We start from the raw sequence: 22,640 nt of genomic DNA, 5'->3' as shown, positions 1-22,640 counted from the left end.
GGCTTAGTTTGTTCCGATAGGATTCTTTTTAGTGGGGTGTTTTCCATTATAATTGTATTTCTATTGTTGTACCGCAGCCAATTTCACTTTGAATCATAATTTGACCGTCATGGGCTTTTATAATGTCATGTGCTATCGCCATGCCTAGTCCAGATCCCTTATGTGTAGCCCCGGTATTTGTACCTCGATAATATCGATCAAAAATCCTTTCAAGTTCTTTCTTCTGAATTCCCTTTCCATCATCTTTAATATAGATATGAGTATACTCTTTCCTTTCAATACTTACTTCTATTTTTACATCATTCTCGTTATGAACAATCGCATTATAAATTAAATTATTGATTGCCCTTCGCAAAAGAATTTCATCAACTTCTGCCATTATATTCTCTTCTTTTACATGGAATTGAATATCTCGGTCTGCATATTTTGGATCGTTCAAAAGATCAATCACAATCTTTCTCAGTAAGGTAACAATATTTACCTCTTTTTTCTTTAGCGATAGTTCCTTATTTTTTAATCTAGTTGATAAATTCAAATCCTCCATCACTTCTTTAATATATAAGGATTTCGCTTCAATAATCCCAGCGTACTCCCTTATTTCTTCCGGGGAAAAGTTATAATCCGGATCCTTAATCATTTCGGAATAGCCTTGAATGGAGGAAAGCGGGGTTTTAATGTCATGAGAAATGTTCGAAATCCATTCCTCTTTCATCGAATCTAATTTCCTTCTTTCACTTTCGCTCAATTTTAATTGGTCAGATAAATAATTCAAATTATAGAACACATTTTTATATAATCCTCTTGATTCAGTATGGTGATCAAAGTCGTGATTAGCTAATTTTTTTATACCCTCAATTAAGGTATTTAATGGTTGGGTAAGCCTTTTACTAAATAGGTAGCCAATCAACAATGCGATGAAGATGTCAATTAGGAAAATCACAAATCCTATTTTAAATAATCTTAAAATATCTTGATTATTGTAGGAGATAAATTGCCGATCTAAATTCCGATTCTCAATTCCAATCAAATAACTATACTGGCGACCATTTCTTTCCTCTTCCCCCACATAAACGACTGTCTCTGCATTGACTTCTTTATACTTATACATTTGAATAATATCGGCTGGGGTATATTTTTGTTTCCTATTCGCAGGAGCACCGTAGCTATATACCTCTGTACCATTTTCATCTAAAATTTGAATCCAGGCGTTTTTTTCCTCTAACTTTTTTTGTCCTTCTTCAGAAATGATGACTTCATAAGGATTTATCACAAGCTCTTGATGAAATTTTCTAGTAAACTGTTCCGGAGAGATTTCATGATTTTTAAAAATTGGAACATTAAAAGAAATTTGTGCTATAAACATTCCGATCGCGATAATTAGATTGATTATAATAACTAAGACAACAACCAATACGATAGATAATAAATACCTTCCCGTAAGCTTCCACTTCATACCTATTCATCCTTTATAACAAACTTATATCCTAAGCCTTTAACGGTCACTAAGTATTGAGGATGGGATGGTTGGTCTTCGATTCTTTCCCGAAGTCTACGAATATGGACCATGACGGTATTATCCATACCGAAGGAATCTTCCCCCCAGACAGCGTCGTAAAGCTGTTCTTTACTGATTACCTTATTCTTATTTTGTAAAAAAACTTTCATTAATCCAAGTTCTTTTGGTTTTAATTCGATGACTTGCTCGTATTTTGTTAACTGCGCCTTTTCTTCGTCTAATTCAAACGGACCTGCCTTAAATTTTGTCTCTTTCAACGATTCAGACTGGGAATATTCTGCCCGTCTCAAATGGGCTTTTACACGATAAGCAACCTCTTTCGGGCTAAAAGGCTTCGTAATATAGTCATCGCCGCCAATTGCAAAACCTAATAACTTATCAATTTCCTCTGTTTTTGCCGATAAAAATAAAATGGGTACATTGGAAACGTTTCTGATTTGTTTACATACATCATAGCCTTCCCCATCCGGTAGCATGATATCTAATAGAATAAGATCAGGATGATTATTTTGGAATTGAACAAGCCCTTCTTTTGAAGTAGTCGCTGTTAATACGTTTTCAATTCCTTCCTTTATTAACACTGTTTTGATTAGTCGTACGATATCTTCCTCGTCATCAATGATTAAAACCTTTTTGTTATTTGACAAAATCATTACCTCCAGAGTTGTCTTCTGCTATTTTATTATAGTAAAAAGGAATCCCTTTTCATAAGGATTCCTTTATTTATTATTTTATTAACTTTTCACTTGCTTTTTGGGGAATATCTTCTTTACTTACTTCTTGATATGAGGTAACACCTTTATCATCTTTTACAAATAACGTTAAATAAGCATTTTCCCGAAGTTGCTTTTGAGCAGTAAATGTTAATGTTTTTTCCTGTCCATCTTTATTAAACCCTGGTAGTTTGTATTCATAACTTACATACGTTACTCCATTATTATCTTTATTTTTCAATATCTTTCCTTCTTCAACAATTTGAGTATAATATTGATCTGCTCCCAGTCTATTAAAGTTCACATTTTGAAGAATAACCAATCCCCCAACAATGACTGCAGTTGCTACAATCACGCCAATTATTTTCTTTTTCATCCTATTTCCTCTTTTCTATTTAATAATTATTTTGTAGTAGTTTCTTACTGTTAAGAAGTAATAGGCAATGTAAATACAAACATAAACGCCTATACACATGCCTACTGGGATCATCAAGTTCATTTCCATAATTTTAGACAACATGGTTAAGGCCACGATGGAGTGGGCAATACCAGCTAATAATGGTAATGCAAATATAAATAAAATCTGTTTTGAGATCGATTTTTTTACTTCTTTCTTATTTACACCAATTTTATATAAAATGACATAACGCTCTTTATCTAAAGTTGCTTCAGTCAACTGCTTAAAATAAATAATACTTCCAGTAGCACCTAAGAATACTAATCCTAAAAATCCGCCAATAAAAATGAGTAAACCTGTTGCCTCCATTCCTCGCGCATAATCGGAATCAAAACTTGAGAAATTTGCTTCCATTGGTAACAACGTTTTTATTTCTTTTGTTAACGCTTTGGCATTTTCTTCATTCTTCAATTCGTAAACTTCCATGTTCACAAGAGTTGTTCCACTTGATAGTTTTGTAAACAACTCATCGCTTATAACGACTGTAATACCCGCTGTAGGGGGATTGAGTACATTATATTTCTTTAACTTTTTAAAGGGAATGTTCTCGCTTTTATCATTCACATTTAGCGAAATCGATGCTCCAATATACTTCGGTGAGAAACTATTCGAATAACCAGCTTCTAGTGCAGCTGCCTCATTTCCCTTTAATGATAGGGAGTCATCTCTATTTTGCAATTTAGCTAATTGGTTAAAAGTGGTATTATTGATAATGCTGTATTCCATTTCATCTGGTAAATTATTGCTATGAAGATTTGTTATATCGACATTTACCATCATTGTAGGAACGGTCATGTGATAAACCATTTTATGATCTTTATCCTGTGATATCCGTTCACTAATTTGGGTGGATACATTCTTGTCTTTTGATATAAACATCATGCTATTAGGATTTGATAATTCTGCATTACTACGGTTGTTGTAGTAAAAATTTATAAGCGGTGCCAACTGCCGTTAATGTAGTTGCACTTAGAACAGCAATGATTGTTAATGTCCGTGCATTTCCCTTTAATCTATAGAGAAGTTGCGATGTACTGATGATATTGATCCCATTCCAAAAATGATGTTTATTTTTTCGTAATAACTTAAATAAATAAACGGTAAATGTACTAAATAATAAGTACGTTCCAAGAATTACTGTGACTAAGATAACAAGTGGTGTTATTAAAAATCCTAATTTTCTCCAAACTTCTGATACAAATAGATTTTGTAATGCTAGCCAGTATCCAATACCAATTAAAAGAACCGATATAAATGCGGTAATGATGGAAGTCTTCGGCTCTTTTTCCCCTTCCTGCTCGGCTTTGAATAACTCAATTAATTTAAAACGGTAAATTAAACGATACCCGTGTATGGAAGTAATCGCTGTAAGCACCGTGAACACAATAATCGTATTTACGATCGCTTGAGGGGAAATAGCTATATTTCCAATCGCATCATATCCCATTATCTTCATTAAAATGATGACAAAGAACTTTGACAAAATCGAACCAAGGATGATTCCAATCAAAAGGGCGATAACCCCCATAAAAAAGTTTTCATAAAATAACATCCGGCCGATTTGTTTTTTGCGAACTCCAAGTAACGAATAGAGTCCAACTTCTTTTTTTCGTTTCTTTATAAAAAACGAATTCGAATACCAAATAAATACGGCTACAAAAATAATCAGCACAATCGATGCACCATTGAAAACAGAACTAATTTTAGTGGATGATTCTGTTGTTTCAAGGATCGCTTCGTCATATTTTAAAGAGACAAAGGTAAAGTAAATGATAATACTGAAAATCATTGACCCGATATATAAGAAATAGTTCGTAAAATTTTTTCGAATATTTTTTCTGGCGATGCTAAATAACGTCATTTAATGTCCACCTCCAAGGGTAGCAAGGACATCTAGTATTTTTTGAAAGAATGCTTGACGAGAATTTTGCAACTTCTGCCCCCCGGAGATATGATAAGGATATTTATCGAGTATTCCTTGAATTCCAAACGTATTTGTGATTTCTTTAACACGTTTTTCAATTTCTTTTGCAGGTACTTTTGATAATGCTAGTGGCAGCAAGATATTTTCCCTAACGGTTAAAGTATCAAGCAAATTATAATCTTGGAATATAAAGCCGAGATGGTTACGGCGAAAATCAGATAATTGCTCTTCCTTCATCGTGACAATATTTTGATTGTCTATCGTAATGTCCCCTGAAGTTAGCGTATCAATGGTAGATAATATATTGAGTAATGTGGATTTCCCAGCACCTGAAGGTCCCATGATGCCAATAAATTCTCCTTCTTTTATATCCAAATCAATATTTTCCAATGCTTTATATTGATTTCCTTTCGAACCGTAAACTTTCTGAACATTTTTTGCACGTAAAATGGTTTTCACTGAAAAGTCCTCCTTTAATCACTACAAAACAGATTATAAGGGGCTAATCTTACATCCTTTTAATCTAAACCTTAAATAAACCTTAAAAATAAAGAGATCTTACACAAAGTTAGTTTTACAAGTTATACCGTTGAATTACAAAAGCCCAAGAATGTTGGTATATCAACACTCTTGGGCTTTTAGGATACTTCTACCTAATTCGGGCTTTTTCAAGGAAACCATCTTATTTATTTGAAAACAGACGCTAATCTTGTTCATTAAGCGTGGGATATAAGATTTAATTAGTGCAAAAAAGGACAGCTCTTAAAAGTCTAAAGAAAAAACCTCTAAGCGGTTGCTAGGGCTAATCAAAAGAAAGAATGTAGCACTTAACCAATTACACTCACTCAGCACTATTACATATTGTTATATTCTTCTATCATTTCAGCGATAATTTGATGACCATATTCAATTTCCTCGCTAGTAATCTCACCGTCTTCGAACGCTTCTTTCATTGTATATTTTGTTGCTTCTATACTCACAAGCTTGTGTAGTTTTCGACAATGCTTCATTGTATAACCTTTTGGGATTAAATCGATTAGTTCTGGTACATTATCAATTCCCGGAACATATTCAAATAAGTTTTCTTCATAGACATCAGGCAAAGTTAAATTCATTAAGACTTCTTTCACTTTTAGTCACTCTACTTTCTTAAATTTTACATTTACGAGATTTCACGATGATAATCATGAACTTTTAAAATGAATGGATTCCAAATTACAAAAATAATTTTTTGGGCTTTTTAATATAGGAAAATCAAAACATATTCACTTCAATTGTTGTCCTACTTCTTCTAGATGCAAGTATATTTTTGTTCTAAACTTTTAGGTTACGCTCATCAACAAACTGCAAAATCAATGAAAGGAAACAATAATTGATGATTCAGTTCGCGTTAATCATTGCAGAACATAATTCTCTTACTTTCATCAGTTAATCCTAATATTGCATTTTACCGGTACGACCAATTAAATATTGATTATTGACAATAATTAACTTAAAAACTAGTTGTTTACTTTTCTATTATTCAATAAAATGAGAATTAAAGGAGATGAAGAAATGAAAAAAATATTATTATCGGTTGTATTATTATTATCTACAATTTTTAGTTTCACACAATCAACAGAGGCAGCTACAACCGTTAAAGTCCATTATATTAACGTTGGACAAGGTGATGCAATCTTAATCCAAACTGGCAATGAGAATATCTTAATTGATGCTGGCGGAAAAGGTAAAGGTGATGAAGTTGTAGCCTATTTAAAAAAGCAGAAGATAAAAACCTTGAACGCTGTAGTATCCACTCACCCTGATGCAGATCACATTGGTGGTATGGAATATGTTATTAAAAATATGAGTGTAAAAGCTGTTTACGCACCTAAAGTAACACATACGACACAAGCTTATAAAAACTTTTTAACAGCAGTAAAAAGCAAAAAACTCACGATTAAAGTGGCGAAAAAGGGAGTTGAAATCCCCACTAAAGCAAAGGATATAACATTAAAATTCCTTGCGCCTGTAAAAGATTATAATAAGAAAGATTTGAATAACTGGAGTGGTGTTCTTCACCTTAAACATAATAAAAAGTCATTTTTATTTATGGGAGATGCTGAGAAAACTGCTGAAGCAGATATGCTAAAAGCGAAAGTAATAAGCGATGTTGATGTTTTAAAAGTAGCGCATCATGGTGCAAAAGAAGCGACAACGGCCAATTTTTTAAAAGTAGCTAAACCGAACTATTCTGTAATATCAGTTGGTAAAAACAGCTATGGACACCCTACTTCTGACGTATTGAAACGTTTAAAAAATGTGAAGTCTACTGTGTATCGTACAGATAAAAACGGTAATGTTGTCTTTACTTCGACTGGAACAAAAATTACAGTTAAGGTGGATAAAAAATGATAATAAAAGGAATAATAGATCGTTTTGAAGGTGACCTAGCAGTTATTGAATTTGATCATGAAATGAAGGATATCCCAAAATCACAACTGCCTAAAAACGCAACTGTCGGAGATGTTCTATTATTTCAGGACGATAAAATAACAATTGATAAAACGGCAACTGACAAGTTAGCAAAAGAAATTGAAGATTTAGCAAACGAATTATTCGAGGAATAAATTATAAGGAAGAACAGGTAGCATAGTGCGCCTGTTTTTTTATTTGTACAATTATTTGTTGTGTATTGATGATATATAAGAAAAACCAATCCTTGTGGAGTAACGGTTTTTAACTATTTATTTATGCTTATTTTACTAGGTGAGAAAATACATTACAAGCAGTTGTCAGAAAATAAATATTTGAGGCTATGATTCCGCGTAAAATTTTACTTTTCAACGTATTGTTATTAATTACCCTTTGCACTGCTTTAACCATTAACGATGAATCCCTGCTATCTTATTATTTCCCAATTTTTTTGAAGAGTTTTAACAAGCAAAACTAAGGAAAAGTTATTTTTTCATTCAATATTAAGTATCTACGATAATGTCTAACTTTCAGCTCCCCTTAACTAAAATTGTTTAGTGTGTTGTACGGCACAAGGCAAAGTTCCATTTTGACGAATGTAGAAAAAATAAAACAGTCTCAAAACCTTTTTATTTCGAGAACTTTTAACAGGGGGACTACCATTGTTAATCCATCATTCCTCCAATTTTCGTCGCAATACTATTATACAAACTAATGTAATTAACTCTTCTTGGGTATGTCGAATCCATTCTTCAACTGTGTAATCATCGGGATTTACAGTTGTATTTTCCTTTAGCTATCTGTTTTCTAGTAACCCACTAACCTCTCGGATACATTATTGACAATAATGTGCTCATCTATCGTCATGTTTATATTCCTTTGTCATTTCTTCAGTTAATAATTTTAAAGTGTAATTTTTATTTACTTAAAATTAGACTTCAATTATTCTTTAAATATAATTTAGTAAGTTCATAGGAGGCTAATATGAGAACTTCTGTACCTTGCCCTAACTGTCATAAAGCAATTACACTTGAAAACTTTGAAGATTTTTCATCACCATTTACTATGAAATGCCCACATTGTAGAGCTAAATTGAAAGAAACAAAAGTAACGCCTTTTCTTTTAATTGGTTTAATTGTTATACTTCCTCTGTTTATTTATTAACAGAAACATTAAAGTCGTTTTTAGCAGACTTTATCCCTGTTATCGAAAATATCCCTTCTGTGATTGTCTTTTTAGGACTGCTATATCCCCTGTATGCTCTATATGAGAGATTAAATGGTCTAATTATGTTTAATAAAGGGAATATAAAATTAAAAAATAGACAATGAAATGAGCGCGTGAGAAATCGCGCTTTTTTCTTTACAATATAGTTCAACAACGCTTCCAATCGTCCTTGCTTCTCCAGTTGATATACTTTCCGTTTAACCGTTCTCTTGGTCATCTCACCGATAATTCGATATGTGCCGAATTGGACACCGTTCTTTTTAACAAAATCAATCATAGATTGCTCCTGCTGAGTAGTCTATCCTCGATTGTTGTATGTTTTATGCTGTTTACCGTGTTTAAGAGATTAATAGCAAATTGTTCAAGCTTCTTTTTACAATAGACATCAATTCGATTTAACTTTAAATCAGAACTATCCAAGGTTACTGTGCACAAGCTATTAAAGAAATGAAAGAACGTGATGAACAAATTGCTTCTGAAATGTTGAAACTAAAACAAATGAATATGTGTATTAACTTTTAAAAATTTAATCGAATCTGATGGGGATGTATATACAACTAGCGTTGAATCATTTGCAACAGTCGATGCTTGTGTAGTTGTTGTAGGGGCAACAAAACTAAAAATCAATACAGCAGCCGAAATTGGTAATAAAGTTTTCAGCATTTTAACATAATCCCCCCCTCCCTTTTAAAATATTGTAAGTCATTTGACGTTTACATTTAATTTCAAGTGCTTTATTTTAGAAATAAAGAGAGGTGTTCAACTTGGAAGAGTATTGCACTAAAACAATGGTCTATTTTACTTTATATGGAGATTACTTTCCATTGGAAGAATTCACAAAAGAGATAGGAATAAATCCAACGAACGCGTACAAACAAGGAGAGGAATTTATAATTGGTAAACATAAACTTGTAAGAGATGAAACTGCTTGGAGGCTTGAAACAGATGATATACTAACTGATTTCCCCCAAGAACCCATTAACCAAATTATAGATTCCTTATTTGACTCTGCAGAAATCATCAACAAATATAAGGAAAGGTTCAATTTAAAATGTCATATCATGACCGTTATTTACTTTAATAGTTATCAAACCCGTGGCCTTGTTATTAATCATAGGCTAATCGAATTTGCTCATAAAGTAGGCGCTGAATATCAATTTGATATTTATAACAATGTTATTGAATAGACAAAGAACTAAATTTTCTATAAAGTATCGGACTCTTTTCATTGAGATAGTGCGCTAAATGCCCTTATTAAGTTAAGAAAACATTCTCTACAACACACGCCAGTGTAATGCTTTATAAAGGAGTAAGTATTCACTCCGTCTCCAAAAAGCTTGGGCATTCTGATATCAAAACTACTTTAGATCACTACGCTCATGTATTAAAAGAGATGAACAGTGTGATGAATTATTAGCCATAAACATCTATGCTAATAAATTCTGTTTACCTTGTATACATTTTCGACCTAATTCTAAAATTCACTCGTATTCAATCGAATTCTCTAAAAACGAAAAAACGCCTGAAACATTGATATTTCAGCGTTTTAAACACTTTTAATATCGTTCTGTTTTAGGCGTTTTTCTCTTAATTACTTCCTAAGAGGACATCTTAATAAAAGTATACAAACCCGCATATATCATGTTACTAAGTTGTTTTATTAAATTTGTGTTGCTATTTGTGTTGTGTGTAGTATTTTTATCTTTTGAATATCATTTTTAAGCTTTACAATGATTGTAATTGTATAATTTTTAAATACAACAGACAACTATTCTCGGCTATCTGTTTTCTTCCCCCTAACTTTACTATAATTATCCATAAACATATTATTTAGGGGGATATTCTTGAGTATTTACAAAAATAATTCTAAATACGATATAGAAATAAATTTTTCAATTGGTTCTACTTTCTTTCGAGTGGAATCCTTTTTAATTTACTGAACTTTCTCAAGCATTTCAACATCTATCTCGTACTTTTAAAAAACACTTAAATTGTAATGCTCTGAAATTTTCTGTAAAAAGTCCATTCCTTTGACGCTATTACCGATTTCATCAATCATTGGACTAAACACGCCGATTCCCATTCGTCCTTGTAAATGTTCGATTTGACCATTTTGGACGGTACATAATACTCCTCCGGAAACCCCACTTTTCATCGGGATTCCGATTGTTGCCGCATATTTACCAGATGCATTATATAGGCCGCATGTCATCATAAGTGCTTTTGAAAAGCGAGCTGTTTTTCGGGTGATGAGATTTTTATTTTCCGTTAATAGTAAACCGTCAGTGGCGATGAATAAGCCGAGTTTCGCCAAATCTTCTGTAGTTAGTTCAATCGAGCATAGTTGCAGATACGTCTCTAACGCTTCCTCTACCGTACCCCGTAGATAATCGTTTGCTTTTAAATAGTTGGCAATTGCTCGGTTACGATAAGCCGTTTCCATCTCCGATTGGAAAACTTTGTAATTCACCGAATGTTCCCTTCCTGTTACTTGGCTAATAAAATCTGTCACCGACTTCACCCGCGCTTCAACTGTATTCCCAGGTAATAATGAAGCGACCGTTATCGCTCCAGCATTAATCATCGGGTTAAAGGGCTTTCCTTTTTCAGCTACTTCCAGGCGCACAATGGAGTTAAATGGATCTCCTGTAGGCTCCACATCTACTTTTTCAAGTACTTGATCAATTCCTAAATGATCTGCTGCTACCATAAAACTCATTACCTTGGATATACTTTGCAGGGTTAATACATCTTTGAAATCTCCAAAACTTAATACTTCACCTTTTTCATCAATTATGTACACTGCAAATAAGTTTTTCGACTGGTTTGCTAATGCGGGAATATAATCTGCTAAATGTCCCTTTTCTGGTGCACTTATTACTGCTTCAAAAATAGATTGTATCATGGTATTCACCTCTGTATTGACTTTCTTTTGTAATTGAATATGTATGCTAAAAACGTTAAATTTTTTGGCATATTACCTTTTTGACTTTATTAAAGATGATTCTTCATTAAATCTGTCTACCTTTATCCTTCAAACCGACGTCATCCCCTATAATATACTAACCACATTCATAAGAGCAATTTGATATTTTCTTTTTAATGATAGAAACTTGAGCATACAAATACGGAAGTGAATTCAACTACAAACTAACGTTTTCCTTTTGATGAATCCAGAACAAAAATCCCCTATTGACGTAATATATATACATCTTCCTCGGTCGCGCCTTCTTTTACTTCTTCATCAACACGAATATTAACGTTCTTCCAAAATACACCCGCTAGCCAACCGTTATGGAAACACTTCGTTAGAAACGCATTAAAGCACTTTAACCGTATTTTTTTAGTCATCTGCTTCCATAAATAGCGCCTACACCTATTGCGAGTAAATATTCGACGTTAGTCTTACGTACAAAGTCGTTCACAAATGTTTCGTAATCATGTATCGTTCGTTCACGTAATCCACTCGCTCGCATCTGTCTGACGCTAATCTCAATCGCTTTTTCGATTGATAACGAAGCTTTTGGATTAACAACGTTCGGGTTCACGTATTCCTCCAAGTTAAACCTTTCCGTTAAATCTGCCTTAATCAATCCGTTTCTTCTTTTTGACAACGCAAAAAAACCTCCTAACGTAAGTTAGAAGGCGAACACAATTCACAGTTTTGACCGCTCATTGACCGTTCTCTCAACTTCGCTAGAAGGCTTGATATAACGCGCTTTTACGCTAATTATTCGTAAAAATTGACGTCCCAGGAGGGATTCGAACCCCCGACCGTACGCTTAGAAGGCGTATGCTCTATCCAGCTGAGCTACTGAGACATTGGTCAAACATGGAAATAATCATGAAAGACAATTATTATTATATGCACTTATTGGCAATATGTCAACACTATTTGAAAAATAATTTATAAATGGTAAAAAAAATTTAAATGGTGCAGTTACTTTGATAAGGCATAGTGATTTGTAAAGATTTCTTCCCCTTTATCCGTATAACCCGTTACAGTCCACGTTTGATTTGAAAATTCTACAATCACATAACTTTTTTCAGTAATTGCCCGTGGTTTTAATAGGCTTCCAGGATTCACAAATAATATATTATCCACTAACTCCGCACCTAATACATGGGAGTGGCCAAAAAAGGCGACATCTGCCTCCACTTCCTTCGTACGGTATAGTAAATTCATAATGGTGGACTTCACATTTAACAGATGCCCATGGGCGACAAAAATTTTCACACCGTCTACTTCAAACAATTCTTCATTTGGGAATCGGTCGTCCCGGTCACAATTACCGCGCACTTTTTTTACACCATCTAAATAAGGATGATCATAGGAAAGTTCACTATCTCCGCAATGTACGATGGCATCGACTTGTGGATTGGCTTCCCTTACCCTTTTAATCACTTCCGCATCTCCGTGGGTATCACTCATTACTAATAAACGCATCATTCCACCTCCCAAAAGATCATCCCAACAACCACTTTATGCATAAAGTAATTTTCCTATACGAATCTTTAATAGAAAATTCCCCGAAAATATAAATTTTCCGGGGGACCCCCTATCATTTAAATGAAACTACTTCACTAATTTCGGTAATTCGTCTGCCAACTTACGGATAGCATTTCCGCGGTGGGAAATCGCGCCTTTTTCTTCTGGAGTTAATTCCGCCATAGCACGGCCAAGTTCTGGCACGAAGAAAATTGGATCGTAGCCGAAGCCATTTGTTCCCCGTTTTTCATGTAAAATCACGCCTTCACATGTACCGAATACGGTATATGTATCTATATTTGGTCCAGCGATAGCTAATGCACAGCAGAAACGGGCTGTACGTTTTTCGTCCGGTACTCCTTGTAGTTTCTCCAGTACTTTCACGATGTTGGCTTCATCGTCGTGGTCGCCAGCATAGCGAGCAGAATACACGCCAGGTTCGCCTCCTAGAGCGTCTACAGCTAGTCCACTATCATCTGCTATAACTAGTTTTCCAAGCTGCTCAGAGAGCGTCTCTGCCTTTAAAATGGCATTTTCTTCGAAGGTTGTTCCTGTTTCTTCAATTTCTAAATCAGGCGCTACTTCAAACATCGTCACGACTTCATAGCCAAGGGGTGTAAATAATGCTTCAAAATCCTTCGCCTTCCCTTTATTTTTTGTTGCAACGACAACTTGTTTCATTATGCTTCCTCCTTCGTTGAACCAACTAAACTGGCCGCTTCTCCAAGGGCATTTTTTTGTAAGGCAATTAATTCAGCAATGCCCTTTTCTCCTAAATCTAATAATTGATTTAATTCATCCCTGGAGAATGTTGCTTCCTCGCCTGTTCCTTGGATTTCTACAAAACGACCCGAACCCGTCATTACTAAATTCATGTCGACTTCTGCAGACGAATCTTCCACATAGTTTAAATCTAGTACAGCACCAAGTTCCCCAACAAACCCAACACTCGTTGCAGCTAAGTAATCAACGATTGGGAATTTGGCGAAAGGCTTTTCTTCGTGAATTTTTGCCAACGCTTGTGTTAACGCCACAAATGCGCCTGTGATGGACGCGGTACGTGTACCACCATCTGCTTGAATGACATCACAATCGATCCAAACCGTTTTTTCACCCAATGCTTCTAAATCAACTATGGCCCGTAATGCTCGTCCAATTAAACGTTGAATTTCCATCGTACGTCCATTTATTTTCCCACGAGAAGAATCGCGTTGAGTTCGTTCGGCAGTGGCTCTCGGAAGCATCGAATATTCAGCAGTTATCCATCCTTTTCCTTGGCCTCGTAAAAATCCTGGAACTCGATCATCAATTGTTGCTGTACAAATGACCTTCGTATTACCTACCTGAATAAGGACAGAGCCCTCAGGATGCATTAAATAATTCGTTTCAATTGTTACAGGTCTTAGTTGTTCTACAGCTCTACCATCATGTCTTGTCATGTTAATCCTCCTCGTTGCTTCGCGAAAACCATCTTATCATAATTTATTTTAATTTTCGAGTGGATGCGAATACTAGTGACCTTTGTATTGTTTTTTCAAAATAAAAAGCTCGAAAGTAAAGATACTTACGAGCTTCTTAATTATTGGCATGCTAATGGTGCAATAAGAGATAATACCAATGAAGTAATTTAAAGTTTTATACGGCGTATATCTAAATGATTTGACTCTAACCAATTCGTAGCAATCGTCTTGAAAATCGGTACGGAACCGGTTGTGAAAAACTTATGATGAGGATTTACTCTCGAAGTGTTTAATTGATCATAATACTCCAGTAAATCCTTCACTTCCTTTGCCGTTTCTTCGGCAGAGGAAAGGACAAACACATTCGGTCCTACTATTTTTTCAATATGATGCTGAATAATTGGATAATGAGTACATCCTAATATAACGGTATCAAACTGTTTATTGGCTAGCGGCTTTAAACCTTTTGCAACTAAGTCGAATGCAAACTGTCCTTCATATTCGCCACTTTCTACAAGGGGTACGAACGTCGGACACGCAAGAGGAATTATTTTCGCCTTCGTACTTAAAGAAAGTAAGGCATTTTCATATGCCCCACTTTTAATAGTACCTTCTGTTGCAAGTACGACGATTTCATTTCGTTTCGTTTTTTTCTCTGCCGCCCTCGCCCCTGCATTAATCACACCGACTACTGGAATCGACATTTTCTTCTGCAAGCTTTCCAACGCGACAGCTGTTGCTGTATTACATGCGATGACGAGCATTTTAATATTCATCTTTTCCAATGCTTTGGCCATTTGCCATGTAAAATGTAACACTTCTTTTCTATTCCTTGGTCCATAGGGACATCTTGCAGTATCACCAATATAATAGATTGTTTCATTTGGTAAAACCTTCATGATTTGCTTTGCAACTGTTAAGCCGCCAACACCTGAATCAATAACGCCTATCGGGGCATTCACAAAAACCGCCTCAATCCTGTTCCATTTGTAAATGTAATTTGTGTAGTAATTTCGATAACATGTCAACTTCTTCTTTATCAAAATCAACTAACAATTCTTGTAAGTAATTTTGTCTTTTTTCAATCACTTCTTCGATAATTCTTTCGCCTTCTTGAAGTAAATGAATGTGTACAACTCGGCGGTCTTGATCGTCACGAATACGCACTACTAATTCATTTTTTTCCATACGATCGACTAAATCGGTCGTCGTACTAAAAGCTAAATACATTTTATTCGATAATTCTCCAATTGTCATATCGCCCGATTCATGTAACCATTGAAGCGCTATAAATTGTGGAGGTGTAATTGTGTAATTACTGAGTATTTCCCTACCCTTTTGTTTAATTAAATGCGAAGTAAAGCGAAGTTTTTTTTCTAAAAATGCTATCCTATCTTTGCTATGCTTTTCGTCATTCCTCATCTAGTGCAGTCACTCCTCAAGAATCAAATCAGTCTCAGCGACTTTTGAACCTGTGTGATCACTTAGGAACAAAAACTGTTTGCTGAATAATGCTTTAACTCTATTTTGAAGTGTTTTGGACGAAATAGCAAGCCTCCAATCAATGAAGTGATAATTCTTCTAGCCTTAATAATTCAATCAATGCTTGTGATCTACTGGATACGCCCAGTTTCTGAATCGTGTTTGAAATATGATTACGCACCGTTTTTTCGCTTATGCCCAACTTTTGCGAAATATCTTTAGTTGAATAATCCAATATTAATAACTGGAATATTTCCCGTTCTCTTTTCGTCAAAAGCGAACGATGCTGCGGGCTATTCATAAGGCAACACCCTCCTATCTCCTCTTCTATGTAAAGTATGATAAGAGTTTAAAGGCTGTGAGGGCATTTTAACTATTTCCCATGCAATATTAATTTTTCTTTTTCATCCCATGGTATTGGTTTTCCCGAAGCTTTATCGATTTGAACAATCGTGCCTCTACCCGTGAAACATGGTTCGTTATTTTCGTTTTTTGCTAAATAGTGAATATCGATGGATGAGTTTCCGATTCGTGCTGCCTTTACATAGATTCGAAGAGTTTCATCAAAATATACTTGTTTTAAATAATCACATTGTAAATCTGCCACAACAGGAATTTTCGTTATTTCTCCTGTGAAGCTAGCAAAACCTAAATATTTCAAAAATTCAATCCGTGCATATTCAAAATATGCAAAGGTTACCGTATTGTTCAAATGTCCAAACATATCGGTTTCTGAAAATCTTACCTTTACCTCGACATAAAATTCGAATTGTTCCTCCCATTTTTGTGGATCTTCAATATAACTTGCTTTCATGTCCGATAACCCCTTCCCCTTTATTTTCCCTATTCTCCCCTTATTATTATGTCTCGACTTGAGTGGCAATCTACTCGTTTTCAAATGCTCAAGTGACATAATTACTTTCTTTCTTAAGTTCACATAGAGATGAAGATACCTATTGTATCCATCAATTTATTCTTATAGTGATACTTAACGAAGAAAAAATGAATAGCGGTTCATTAAATTATATCAAATCTAGTCCATTTATTTAAAGGGGGAGTCATCATCTTATGTCAATGTCGACATTCTTTGAACTTATCTTGCTTCATTCGACATAAACAGTACATCTGACTCTAATGAAATGAATGGGAAATAAATAGAAGAAATTAACGTTCAAATGCTACAATCCTTTCCCTGTAACATCGTTCTATCTTATGCAAAACATAATAAAAAGGGTATCTAAAAGTCATAAAAAGACTTAGATACCCTTCATATTTTTTAAAAGGAATTTGTTCCTATTTTAATTTCTTCTGCAGACTAATGATTAGTCAACCATGTGGTCTGATCCGAAGAAGTTACGGAACATTTGAACAGTTGTTGCACGGTTAAGTGCTGCAATAGAAGTTGTTAATGGAATACCTTTTGGACATGCAGCTACACAGTTTTGTGAGTTACCACAGTTTGCAAGGCCACCATCACCCATAATTGCATTTAAACGTTCGTCTTTAATCATCGCACCTGTTGGGTGTGTATTGAATAAACGTACTTGTGATAATGGAGCTGGTCCGATGAATGAAGCTTTTTCAGACACGTTTGGACATGCTTCCATACATACACCACAAGTCATACATTTTGATAATTCGTAAGCCCATTGACGTTTACGCTCTGGCATACGAGGACCTTCACCTAGATCATAACTTCCATCGATTGGAACCCAAGCTTTTACTTTCTTAAGCGCATTGAACATGCGGCTACGGTCTACTTGTAAGTCACGTACAACTGGGAATGTTTTCATTGGTTCTAAACGAACAGGTTGTTCCAATTGATCAATCAATGTTGAACAAGATTGACGTGGACGACCATTAATAACCATTGAACATGCTCCACATACTTCTTCTAGACAGTTCATATCCCAAGTTACAGGAGTTGTTTTTTGTCCATCAGCAGTAACAGGATTTTGTTGAATTGCCATTAATGCAGAGATAACGTTCATACCTGGACGATAAGGGACCTCAAATTTTTCCCAGCGAGTTTGTCCACCTTCAGTATCTTGACGAAGGATTTCCATTTTAACAGTTTTTCCAGTTCCTACTGCTGTTGTCATGATTAATGACCCCCCTTATTGTTTATGAAGAATAGTCACGTTTACGTGGCGGAATTAGAGAAACGTCTACTTCTTGATAAGTAATTTCTGGTTCGCCAGTTTGTGGGTTGAACTTCGCCATTGTTGTTTTTAAGAAGTTCTCGTCATCACGTTCTGGGAATTCTGGTTTGTAGTGAGCACCACGAGATTCGTTACGTAAAAGTGCACCTTTTGTAATAACGCGTGCAAGGTATAACATGTTTTTCAACTGACGAGTAAAGTGAGCACCTTGGTTACTCCATTTTTGAGTGTCGTTGATGTTAATGTTTTCCCAACGTTGTAGTAATTCAGTAAGTTTATTATAAGTGTATTCTAGTTTATCGTTGTAACGAACAACTGTTACGTTGTCTGTCATTAACTCACCAAGCTCTTTGTGTAAAAGGTATGCGTTTTCAGTACCATCCAATTTAAGGATTGCATCCCATCTTTCTTGCTCTTCTTTTACGCGAGCATCATAGATAGATTGTGGAAGATCTTCCGCATGTTTCTTTAAGCCTTTTACATATTTAACAGCGTTTGGTCCAGCTACTGAACCACCGTAAATCGCTGAAAGTAATGAGTTAGCACCTAGACGGTTTGCACCGTGTTGTGAGTAGTCACATTCACCAGCAGCAAATAGACCAGGAATTTCAGTCATTTGATCATAATCTACCCATAAACCACCCATTGAGTAGTGAACAGCTGGGAAGATTTTCATCGGTAATTTACGTGGGTCATCCCCAACGAATTTTTCATAAATTTCAATGATACCACCAAGTTTAATATCTAACTCATGTGGATCTTTATGAGAAAGGTCAAGGTATACAACGTTTTCACCGTTAACACCTAATTTTTGGTTAACACATACGTCGAAGATTTCACGAGTCGCAATATCACGAGGTACTAAGTTACCGTAAGCAGGGTATTTTTCTTCTAAGAAGTACCAAGGTTTACCGTCTTTGTAAGTCCAAATACGTCCACCTTCACCACGTGCAGATTCTGACATTAGACGGTTTTTGTCGTCACCAGGAATCGCTGTTGGGTGAATTTGAATCATTTCACCGTTTGCATAAGAAGCACCTTGTTGGTAAACGATTGATGCAGCAGAACCAGTGTTAATGATTGAGTTCGTTGATTTACCGAAGATAATACCAGGACCACCTGTTGCCATAATAACAGCATCAGAACGGAATGAACGGATTTCTTCTGTTTTCATATCTTGAGCTACGATACCACGGCAATGTCCTTCGTCATCAAGAACAACTCCAAGGAATTCCCAGTGTTCGTATTTCGTTACTAAACCATCTACTTCATAACGACGAACTTGCTCATCCAACGCATAAAGTAATTGTTGACCAGTTGTCGCACCAGCAAATGCTGTACGGTGCATTAAAGTACCACCGAAACGACGGAAGTCTAAAAGACCTTCTGGTGTACGGTTGAACATTACACCCATACGGTCAAATAAGTGAATGATACCAGGAGCGGCATCACACATTGCTTTAACAGGTGGTTGGTTCGCTAAGAAGTCCCCCCCGTATACTGTATCGTCAAAGTGGATCCATGGAGAATCCCCTTCACCTTTTGTATTAACTGCTCCATTAATTCCGCCTTGCGCACAAACAGAGTGTGAACGTTTTACGGGAACTAATGAGAATAATTCAACTTCAGTGCCTTCTTCGGCTGCTTTCATCGTAGCCATTAAGCCGGCTAAACCGCCACCTACGACGATGATTTTGCTTTTCGCCATGATTATTCCTCACTCCTCTTTCTTTGCTATAAAACTGCCAGGAAATGCTACTATGTTATTATACGAATGCTAGAATTGCAGCAACACCAATGATACTTAATAGAACGAAGAAGATCATCGTTACATAAGTTGCAACTTTTTGTGAGCTTTTCGATTGCGTAATACCCCAGCTCACTAAGAATGACCAAATACCGTTTGCTAAGTGGAATGTAGCAGCTAAAATACCTACAATGTAGAATGCTAACATAAACGGATTAGCAACGATTTCTTCCATCATATTAAAGTCAACGTCTGCACCAAGAGCTTTTTGGATACGAGTTTGGAAGATGTGCCAAGCAATGAAAATAACAAGGAATACTCCCGAAATACGTTGTAACATGAACATCCAGTTACGGAATGTACCGAAACGCTGTAAGTTTGAAGTGGCAGTAAAAGCAATAAACACACCATATAAACCGTGGAATAGAATTGGTATGTAAATTACTACCCACTCAACAATTAACAATAGCCAATGTGGAACCAATTCCATAATACCTATTGAATTGTTGTAGTTTTCTTCTCCACCAGTAGCAGTGAAGTTCAGTGATAAGTGAAACACTAAGAACAGACCTACAGGAATAATACCTAATAGTGAATGTAAGCGTCTCCAGTAAAACTCATGATTTTTTGACAAGACTATTACCCCCCCTAGTACTTTTAAATACCCGAGCCAATTTCGCTTCACGATTTTGTAAAGGTTCATAGATTGACTGTGTATTTCATAATGGTACAATATTATGACATGTCCATTGTACTCTCAAGAATTACGAGCGTCAAGGTTGCATACAATTTTTTATCGAATCATTTCATTAAAAAATATGCGCTATTTGAGTAGAATTTTCTATTTTAAAGAATATTTTACTTTCTTATACTAAATAATGAAGAAATTAAGAAAGAGGTAATTTTAAAATGACTCACATCCACAACACAGTCCCATCATTTGGCTACGAAATTATTCGAGATTATTTACTTCCGTCAATTCTTGGAAAGCATGAAAAGGATGTTCTTTACTGGGCAGGAAAAGATTTAGCTCGCAAATTTCCATGTACGGATATTCAGCTCATTATTTCCTTTTTTCAAGATGCTGGATGGGGCGTTTTAACTCTCGAAAAAGAAGAGAAGGATGGATATATTTTTCATCTCACAAATGATGCCGACTTATTAAAAATTGAAGAACGTTCCTTCCGACTCGAAGCTGGTTTCATCGCTCAACAAATTCAAGCATTACAAGGTTGTCTTACAGAATGTTTCGACGAAAAACGTGAAAAACAACAACAAGTGATCTTTACACTTAAATGGGATAAAAAAGAAAAAGTAGAATAATTCCTACATTATTATAAAAGCTCTTTCCAAAGACCACTCCCCTTCCATATCGAACAGGTTGGATATGGAAGGGGCAGTATATCTAAGGAAGGGTTTTTTTAATTTACGTATTCTTCTACTAGTTGAAACTCATCATGTAAAACATTAGCTGCACGCACCATCTCATCTTGTGGTACGACAACAGATACTTTAATCTCCGACGTACTAACCATCTTCACTAAAATATTTTCTTTTCGTAACCGATCAAACATTTGGGCAGCGACACCCGGATTGGAAACCATTCCTGAACCGACAATCGAGACTTTTGCTAAACCTACTTCAAAATCGGCGAAACTAAATCCTAATTGAGCTTTACTCTTCTCTAACACTTTTATTGCTTCGGCAAAATCCTCTTTTGCAATGGAAAAAGAAACAGTCGGTTTTACTCCGTCAATTACTGCTTGAACAATAATATCAACATCGATATGGTGCTTAGCGAGCGTCATAAAAATATTCGCCAGAGAGGAATTTTCATAGGATTCAAAAGCTACTGTTAACCGAATAATGTCTGCTTCATATGCTACTCCACGAACAACTCTATTTTTCTCCATTTCTACCTCTCCCTTTATCCATGTCCCTTCGACATTGTTTGTACTGGAACGAACCGCTATTCGCATTTCATATATTTTCGCTAATTCCACTGCCCTCGGGTGAAGATAGGTAGATCCTAAATGAGCTAATTCAAGCATTTCATCATAGGTAACTTCCTTAAGTTTTCGAGCTTCGTTCACAATCGAACAATCGGCAGTGTATATGCCATCTTGTTCAGTTAATATTTCAATATATTCCGCACCAATTGCTGCACCGATCGCAACAGCCGTCGTTTCTGGACCACCTTCCCCTAAAGTTAACAAATCTTTATTTTCGTCATAGCCTTGGGAACCGGCTACAATAGCTATATCGCCATTTTGGATTCGTTCAAGTATTAGGTCGTGGTGTATCAGTTCAATTAAAACATTTCCATTCGATTTCGATACTTCAATCCCTGCCTGCCATCCAGAAAGGGAAATCGCCTTATGTCCTTTCCTCTCGATTACAATCGCAAGTAAACTGCTCGCCACGTGTGTATTGATAGCTTTTAGTACGTGGCTTTCTCTATTAGCAATCTTTTCATTAAAAATTGACGGATAAGGAAGGAAATTACCTTCTAGTAATTCAATGGAAGGAACTACTACAACAGGATGTTTTCCTTTATGTTTGTGTTCTAGAATTCTATCAGCAATTTTGTCGATTCTTTCTGGGGTGGTAAGGGAAGAACTGTCGACTTTCACCACGATTGTCTCCATGGTACACGCTCCTTTTTACAGCTTTCGCTAAGCTGTATTTTTCTTCAATTCAGAATACTCATTCTTCAATTATACCATTTCAAAATAAAAAGCAGCTTCTCACAGATCGTGAAAAGCTGCCTCAATCCATACCTATTGTAGGACGTTTATGAGATAGCCCTCCAGAATCTCTGACTGATTCTGACAGTCTTACATTTTTTAAATGCAAAACCAGCAAATAAATCTGAACAATGGATTTACCGCTTCGGCAAGTCTCCCTTTCACCATCTTTCCTAGGAATTGTTCATCCTCCAGATGGGTACTTTTGAACCTTGCACCTCTATCATTTTCGTATTTATATTTAAACTTACAATATCACACC

At 35.6% G+C, this 22,640-nt stretch carries 26 protein-coding genes, 1 tRNA gene, 1 pseudogene and 1 riboswitch; of the genes and pseudogenes, 5 read left to right on the top strand and 23 right to left on the bottom strand.

What is annotated here, in order from left to right:
• Positions 1–46: 46 nt before the first annotated feature.
• The 7 genes and pseudogenes from H9636_RS06585 to H9636_RS06560 form a co-directional block, all read right to left on the bottom strand.
• The gene (locus H9636_RS06585; protein WP_191706825.1) at positions 47–1,453 is read right to left on the bottom strand and encodes a HAMP domain-containing sensor histidine kinase; all 1,407 of its coding nucleotides are present in this window, start codon (positions 1,451–1,453) and stop codon (positions 47–49) included.
• Positions 1,454–1,455: 2 nt separating this feature from the next.
• Positions 1,456–2,169 carry a response regulator transcription factor gene (locus H9636_RS06580; protein ID WP_191706824.1) on the bottom strand — a complete coding sequence of 238 codons (714 nt, stop codon included), beginning with the start codon at positions 2,167–2,169 and terminating at the stop codon, positions 1,456–1,458.
• A gap of 73 nt (positions 2,170–2,242) precedes the next feature.
• A complete protein-coding gene (locus H9636_RS06575) occupies positions 2,243–2,605 on the bottom strand; it encodes a YxeA family protein (protein ID WP_191706823.1) in 363 nt (120 codons plus the stop codon).
• A 15-nt stretch (positions 2,606–2,620) separates the two neighbouring features.
• Complete coding sequence (locus tag H9636_RS19370; RefSeq protein WP_318241000.1) at positions 2,621–3,493, bottom strand: ABC transporter permease; 873 nt, start codon at positions 3,491–3,493, stop codon at positions 2,621–2,623.
• 103 nt (positions 3,494–3,596) lie between these two features.
• Positions 3,597–4,547, bottom strand: coding sequence for an ABC transporter permease (locus H9636_RS19365; protein ID WP_318240999.1), 951 nt, complete (start codon positions 4,545–4,547; stop codon positions 3,597–3,599).
• A 72-nt stretch (positions 4,548–4,619) separates the two neighbouring features.
• Positions 4,620–5,069 (bottom strand): annotated as a pseudogene (locus H9636_RS06565) (ABC transporter ATP-binding protein); the annotation flags it as partial.
• Between the two features lie 395 nt (positions 5,070–5,464).
• On the bottom strand, positions 5,465–5,740 hold the full coding sequence (locus H9636_RS06560; protein ID WP_191706821.1) for a hypothetical protein: 276 nt from the start codon (positions 5,738–5,740) through the stop codon (positions 5,465–5,467).
• A gap of 424 nt (positions 5,741–6,164) precedes the next feature.
• Between H9636_RS06560 and H9636_RS06555 the strand changes: the two genes are divergently transcribed.
• Positions 6,165–7,004 carry a ComEC/Rec2 family competence protein gene (locus H9636_RS06555; protein WP_191706820.1) on the top strand — a complete coding sequence of 280 codons (840 nt, stop codon included), beginning with the start codon at positions 6,165–6,167 and terminating at the stop codon, positions 7,002–7,004.
• Positions 7,004–7,219: a DUF3006 domain-containing protein gene (locus H9636_RS06550; RefSeq protein WP_191706857.1), complete on the top strand. Its 216-nt coding sequence runs from the start codon at positions 7,004–7,006 to the stop codon at positions 7,217–7,219. Before H9636_RS06555 ends, H9636_RS06550 begins: the two co-directional genes overlap by 1 nt.
• Before the next feature lie 1,561 nt (positions 7,220–8,780).
• Here H9636_RS06550 and H9636_RS06545 read toward each other — a convergent pair.
• Complete coding sequence (locus tag H9636_RS06545; RefSeq protein WP_191706819.1) at positions 8,781–8,954, bottom strand: hypothetical protein; 174 nt, start codon at positions 8,952–8,954, stop codon at positions 8,781–8,783.
• A 101-nt stretch (positions 8,955–9,055) separates the two neighbouring features.
• Between H9636_RS06545 and H9636_RS06540 the strand changes: the two genes are divergently transcribed.
• Positions 9,056–9,478, top strand: a complete 423-nt coding sequence (locus tag H9636_RS06540) for a DUF4279 domain-containing protein (protein ID WP_191706818.1) — start codon at positions 9,056–9,058, stop codon at positions 9,476–9,478.
• A 107-nt stretch (positions 9,479–9,585) separates the two neighbouring features.
• Positions 9,586–9,708, top strand: a complete 123-nt coding sequence (locus tag H9636_RS06535) for a hypothetical protein (RefSeq protein ID WP_191706817.1) — start codon at positions 9,586–9,588, stop codon at positions 9,706–9,708.
• 558 nt (positions 9,709–10,266) lie between these two features.
• Here H9636_RS06535 and glsA read toward each other — a convergent pair.
• The 14 genes from glsA to H9636_RS06465 form a co-directional block, all read right to left on the bottom strand.
• A complete protein-coding gene (gene glsA, locus H9636_RS06530) occupies positions 10,267–11,196 on the bottom strand; it encodes a glutaminase A (protein ID WP_191706816.1) in 930 nt (309 codons plus the stop codon).
• Positions 11,197–11,480: 284 nt separating this feature from the next.
• Entirely contained in the window at positions 11,481–11,642 is a 162-nt protein-coding gene (locus H9636_RS06525) for a hypothetical protein (protein ID WP_191706815.1), read from the bottom strand.
• On the bottom strand, positions 11,639–11,905 hold the full coding sequence (locus tag H9636_RS06520) for a hypothetical protein (protein ID WP_191706814.1): 267 nt from the start codon (positions 11,903–11,905) through the stop codon (positions 11,639–11,641). The genes H9636_RS06525 and H9636_RS06520 overlap by 4 nt, the downstream gene beginning before the upstream one ends.
• A 133-nt stretch (positions 11,906–12,038) precedes the next feature.
• Positions 12,039–12,112 (bottom strand) — tRNA-Arg (locus tag H9636_RS06515).
• 119 nt (positions 12,113–12,231) lie between these two features.
• A complete protein-coding gene (locus tag H9636_RS06510; RefSeq protein WP_191706813.1) occupies positions 12,232–12,738 on the bottom strand; it encodes a metallophosphoesterase in 507 nt (168 codons plus the stop codon).
• Between the two features lie 129 nt (positions 12,739–12,867).
• Positions 12,868–13,461 carry an XTP/dITP diphosphatase gene (locus tag H9636_RS06505; protein WP_191706812.1) on the bottom strand — a complete coding sequence of 198 codons (594 nt, stop codon included), beginning with the start codon at positions 13,459–13,461 and terminating at the stop codon, positions 12,868–12,870.
• Positions 13,461–14,219, bottom strand: a complete 759-nt coding sequence (gene rph / locus H9636_RS06500; protein ID WP_191706811.1) for a ribonuclease PH — start codon at positions 14,217–14,219, stop codon at positions 13,461–13,463. Before rph ends, H9636_RS06505 begins: the two co-directional genes overlap by 1 nt.
• A gap of 188 nt (positions 14,220–14,407) precedes the next feature.
• Positions 14,408–15,202 (bottom strand): glutamate racemase, encoded by a 795-nt coding sequence (gene racE, locus H9636_RS06495; RefSeq protein ID WP_191706810.1) that lies wholly within the window; start codon positions 15,200–15,202, stop codon positions 14,408–14,410.
• Between the two features lie 10 nt (positions 15,203–15,212).
• A complete protein-coding gene (locus H9636_RS06490) occupies positions 15,213–15,662 on the bottom strand; it encodes a MarR family winged helix-turn-helix transcriptional regulator (protein ID WP_191706809.1) in 450 nt (149 codons plus the stop codon).
• Between the two features lie 139 nt (positions 15,663–15,801).
• Complete coding sequence (locus H9636_RS06485) at positions 15,802–16,023, bottom strand: helix-turn-helix domain-containing protein (RefSeq protein ID WP_036198757.1); 222 nt, start codon at positions 16,021–16,023, stop codon at positions 15,802–15,804.
• Positions 16,024–16,095: 72 nt separating this feature from the next.
• The gene (locus H9636_RS06480; protein ID WP_122972359.1) at positions 16,096–16,536 is read right to left on the bottom strand and encodes an acyl-CoA thioesterase; all 441 of its coding nucleotides are present in this window, start codon (positions 16,534–16,536) and stop codon (positions 16,096–16,098) included.
• 508 nt (positions 16,537–17,044) lie between these two features.
• The gene (sdhB, locus tag H9636_RS06475) at positions 17,045–17,824 is read right to left on the bottom strand and encodes a succinate dehydrogenase iron-sulfur subunit (RefSeq protein ID WP_191706808.1); all 780 of its coding nucleotides are present in this window, start codon (positions 17,822–17,824) and stop codon (positions 17,045–17,047) included.
• A 22-nt stretch (positions 17,825–17,846) separates the two neighbouring features.
• The gene (sdhA, locus tag H9636_RS06470) at positions 17,847–19,592 is read right to left on the bottom strand and encodes a succinate dehydrogenase flavoprotein subunit (protein WP_191706807.1); all 1,746 of its coding nucleotides are present in this window, start codon (positions 19,590–19,592) and stop codon (positions 17,847–17,849) included.
• Positions 19,593–19,650: 58 nt separating this feature from the next.
• Entirely contained in the window at positions 19,651–20,265 is a 615-nt protein-coding gene (locus tag H9636_RS06465; RefSeq protein WP_225230110.1) for a succinate dehydrogenase cytochrome b558 subunit, read from the bottom strand.
• Positions 20,266–20,540: 275 nt separating this feature from the next.
• Here H9636_RS06465 and H9636_RS06460 point away from each other — a divergent pair, with 275 nt between their 5' ends.
• Positions 20,541–20,954 carry a YslB family protein gene (locus tag H9636_RS06460; RefSeq protein WP_191706805.1) on the top strand — a complete coding sequence of 138 codons (414 nt, stop codon included), beginning with the start codon at positions 20,541–20,543 and terminating at the stop codon, positions 20,952–20,954.
• Positions 20,955–21,052: 98 nt separating this feature from the next.
• Here the strand turns inward: H9636_RS06460 and H9636_RS06455 are convergent, their stop codons facing one another.
• A complete protein-coding gene (locus H9636_RS06455; RefSeq protein WP_191706804.1) occupies positions 21,053–22,279 on the bottom strand; it encodes an aspartate kinase in 1,227 nt (408 codons plus the stop codon).
• A 146-nt stretch (positions 22,280–22,425) separates the two neighbouring features.
• Positions 22,426–22,609: riboswitch (Lysine riboswitch) on the bottom strand.
• Between the last annotated feature and the right edge of the window lie 31 nt (positions 22,610–22,640).

Source organism: Ureibacillus galli (assembly GCF_014836845.1).
Lineage (GTDB): Bacteria > Bacillota > Bacilli > Bacillales_A > Planococcaceae > Ureibacillus > Ureibacillus galli.
The sequence above is the reverse complement of the archived record's forward strand: the minus strand, read 5'-3'. Positions and strand labels throughout refer to the sequence as shown.

Bases quoted from the DNA above. Each gene is read 5' to 3' on its own strand.
- H9636_RS06585 (WP_191706825.1), bottom strand. From the start codon at position 1,453: ATGAAGTGGAAGCTTACGGGAAGGTATTTATTATCTATCGTATTGGTT.
- H9636_RS06580 (WP_191706824.1), bottom strand. From the start codon at position 2,169: ATGATTTTGTCAAATAACAAAAAGGTTTTAATCATTGATGACGAGGAA.
- H9636_RS06575 (WP_191706823.1), bottom strand. From the start codon at position 2,605: ATGAAAAAGAAAATAATTGGCGTGATTGTAGCAACTGCAGTCATTGTT.
- H9636_RS19370 (WP_318241000.1), bottom strand. From the start codon at position 3,493: ATGGTTTATCACATGACCGTTCCTACAATGATGGTAAATGTCGATATA.
- H9636_RS19365 (WP_318240999.1), bottom strand. From the start codon at position 4,547: ATGACGTTATTTAGCATCGCCAGAAAAAATATTCGAAAAAATTTTACG.
- H9636_RS06555 (WP_191706820.1), top strand. From the start codon at position 6,165: ATGAAAAAAATATTATTATCGGTTGTATTATTATTATCTACAATTTTT.
- H9636_RS06545 (WP_191706819.1), bottom strand. From the start codon at position 8,954: ATGCTGAAAACTTTATTACCAATTTCGGCTGCTGTATTGATTTTTAGT.
- H9636_RS06535 (WP_191706817.1), top strand. From the start codon at position 9,586: ATGCTTTATAAAGGAGTAAGTATTCACTCCGTCTCCAAAAAGCTTGGG.
- glsA (WP_191706816.1), bottom strand. From the start codon at position 11,196: ATGATACAATCTATTTTTGAAGCAGTAATAAGTGCACCAGAAAAGGGA.
- H9636_RS06525 (WP_191706815.1), bottom strand. From the start codon at position 11,642: ATGACTAAAAAAATACGGTTAAAGTGCTTTAATGCGTTTCTAACGAAG.
- H9636_RS06510 (WP_191706813.1), bottom strand. From the start codon at position 12,738: ATGCGTTTATTAGTAATGAGTGATACCCACGGAGATGCGGAAGTGATT.
- H9636_RS06505 (WP_191706812.1), bottom strand. From the start codon at position 13,461: ATGAAACAAGTTGTCGTTGCAACAAAAAATAAAGGGAAGGCGAAGGAT.
- rph (WP_191706811.1), bottom strand. From the start codon at position 14,219: ATGACAAGACATGATGGTAGAGCTGTAGAACAACTAAGACCTGTAACA.
- H9636_RS06490 (WP_191706809.1), bottom strand. From the start codon at position 15,662: ATGAGGAATGACGAAAAGCATAGCAAAGATAGGATAGCATTTTTAGAA.
- H9636_RS06485 (WP_036198757.1), bottom strand. From the start codon at position 16,023: ATGAATAGCCCGCAGCATCGTTCGCTTTTGACGAAAAGAGAACGGGAA.
- H9636_RS06480 (WP_122972359.1), bottom strand. From the start codon at position 16,536: ATGAAAGCAAGTTATATTGAAGATCCACAAAAATGGGAGGAACAATTC.
- sdhB (WP_191706808.1), bottom strand. From the start codon at position 17,824: ATGACAACAGCAGTAGGAACTGGAAAAACTGTTAAAATGGAAATCCTT.
- sdhA (WP_191706807.1), bottom strand. From the start codon at position 19,592: ATGGCGAAAAGCAAAATCATCGTCGTAGGTGGCGGTTTAGCCGGCTTA.
- H9636_RS06460 (WP_191706805.1), top strand. From the start codon at position 20,541: ATGACTCACATCCACAACACAGTCCCATCATTTGGCTACGAAATTATT.
- H9636_RS06455 (WP_191706804.1), bottom strand. From the start codon at position 22,279: ATGGAGACAATCGTGGTGAAAGTCGACAGTTCTTCCCTTACCACCCCA.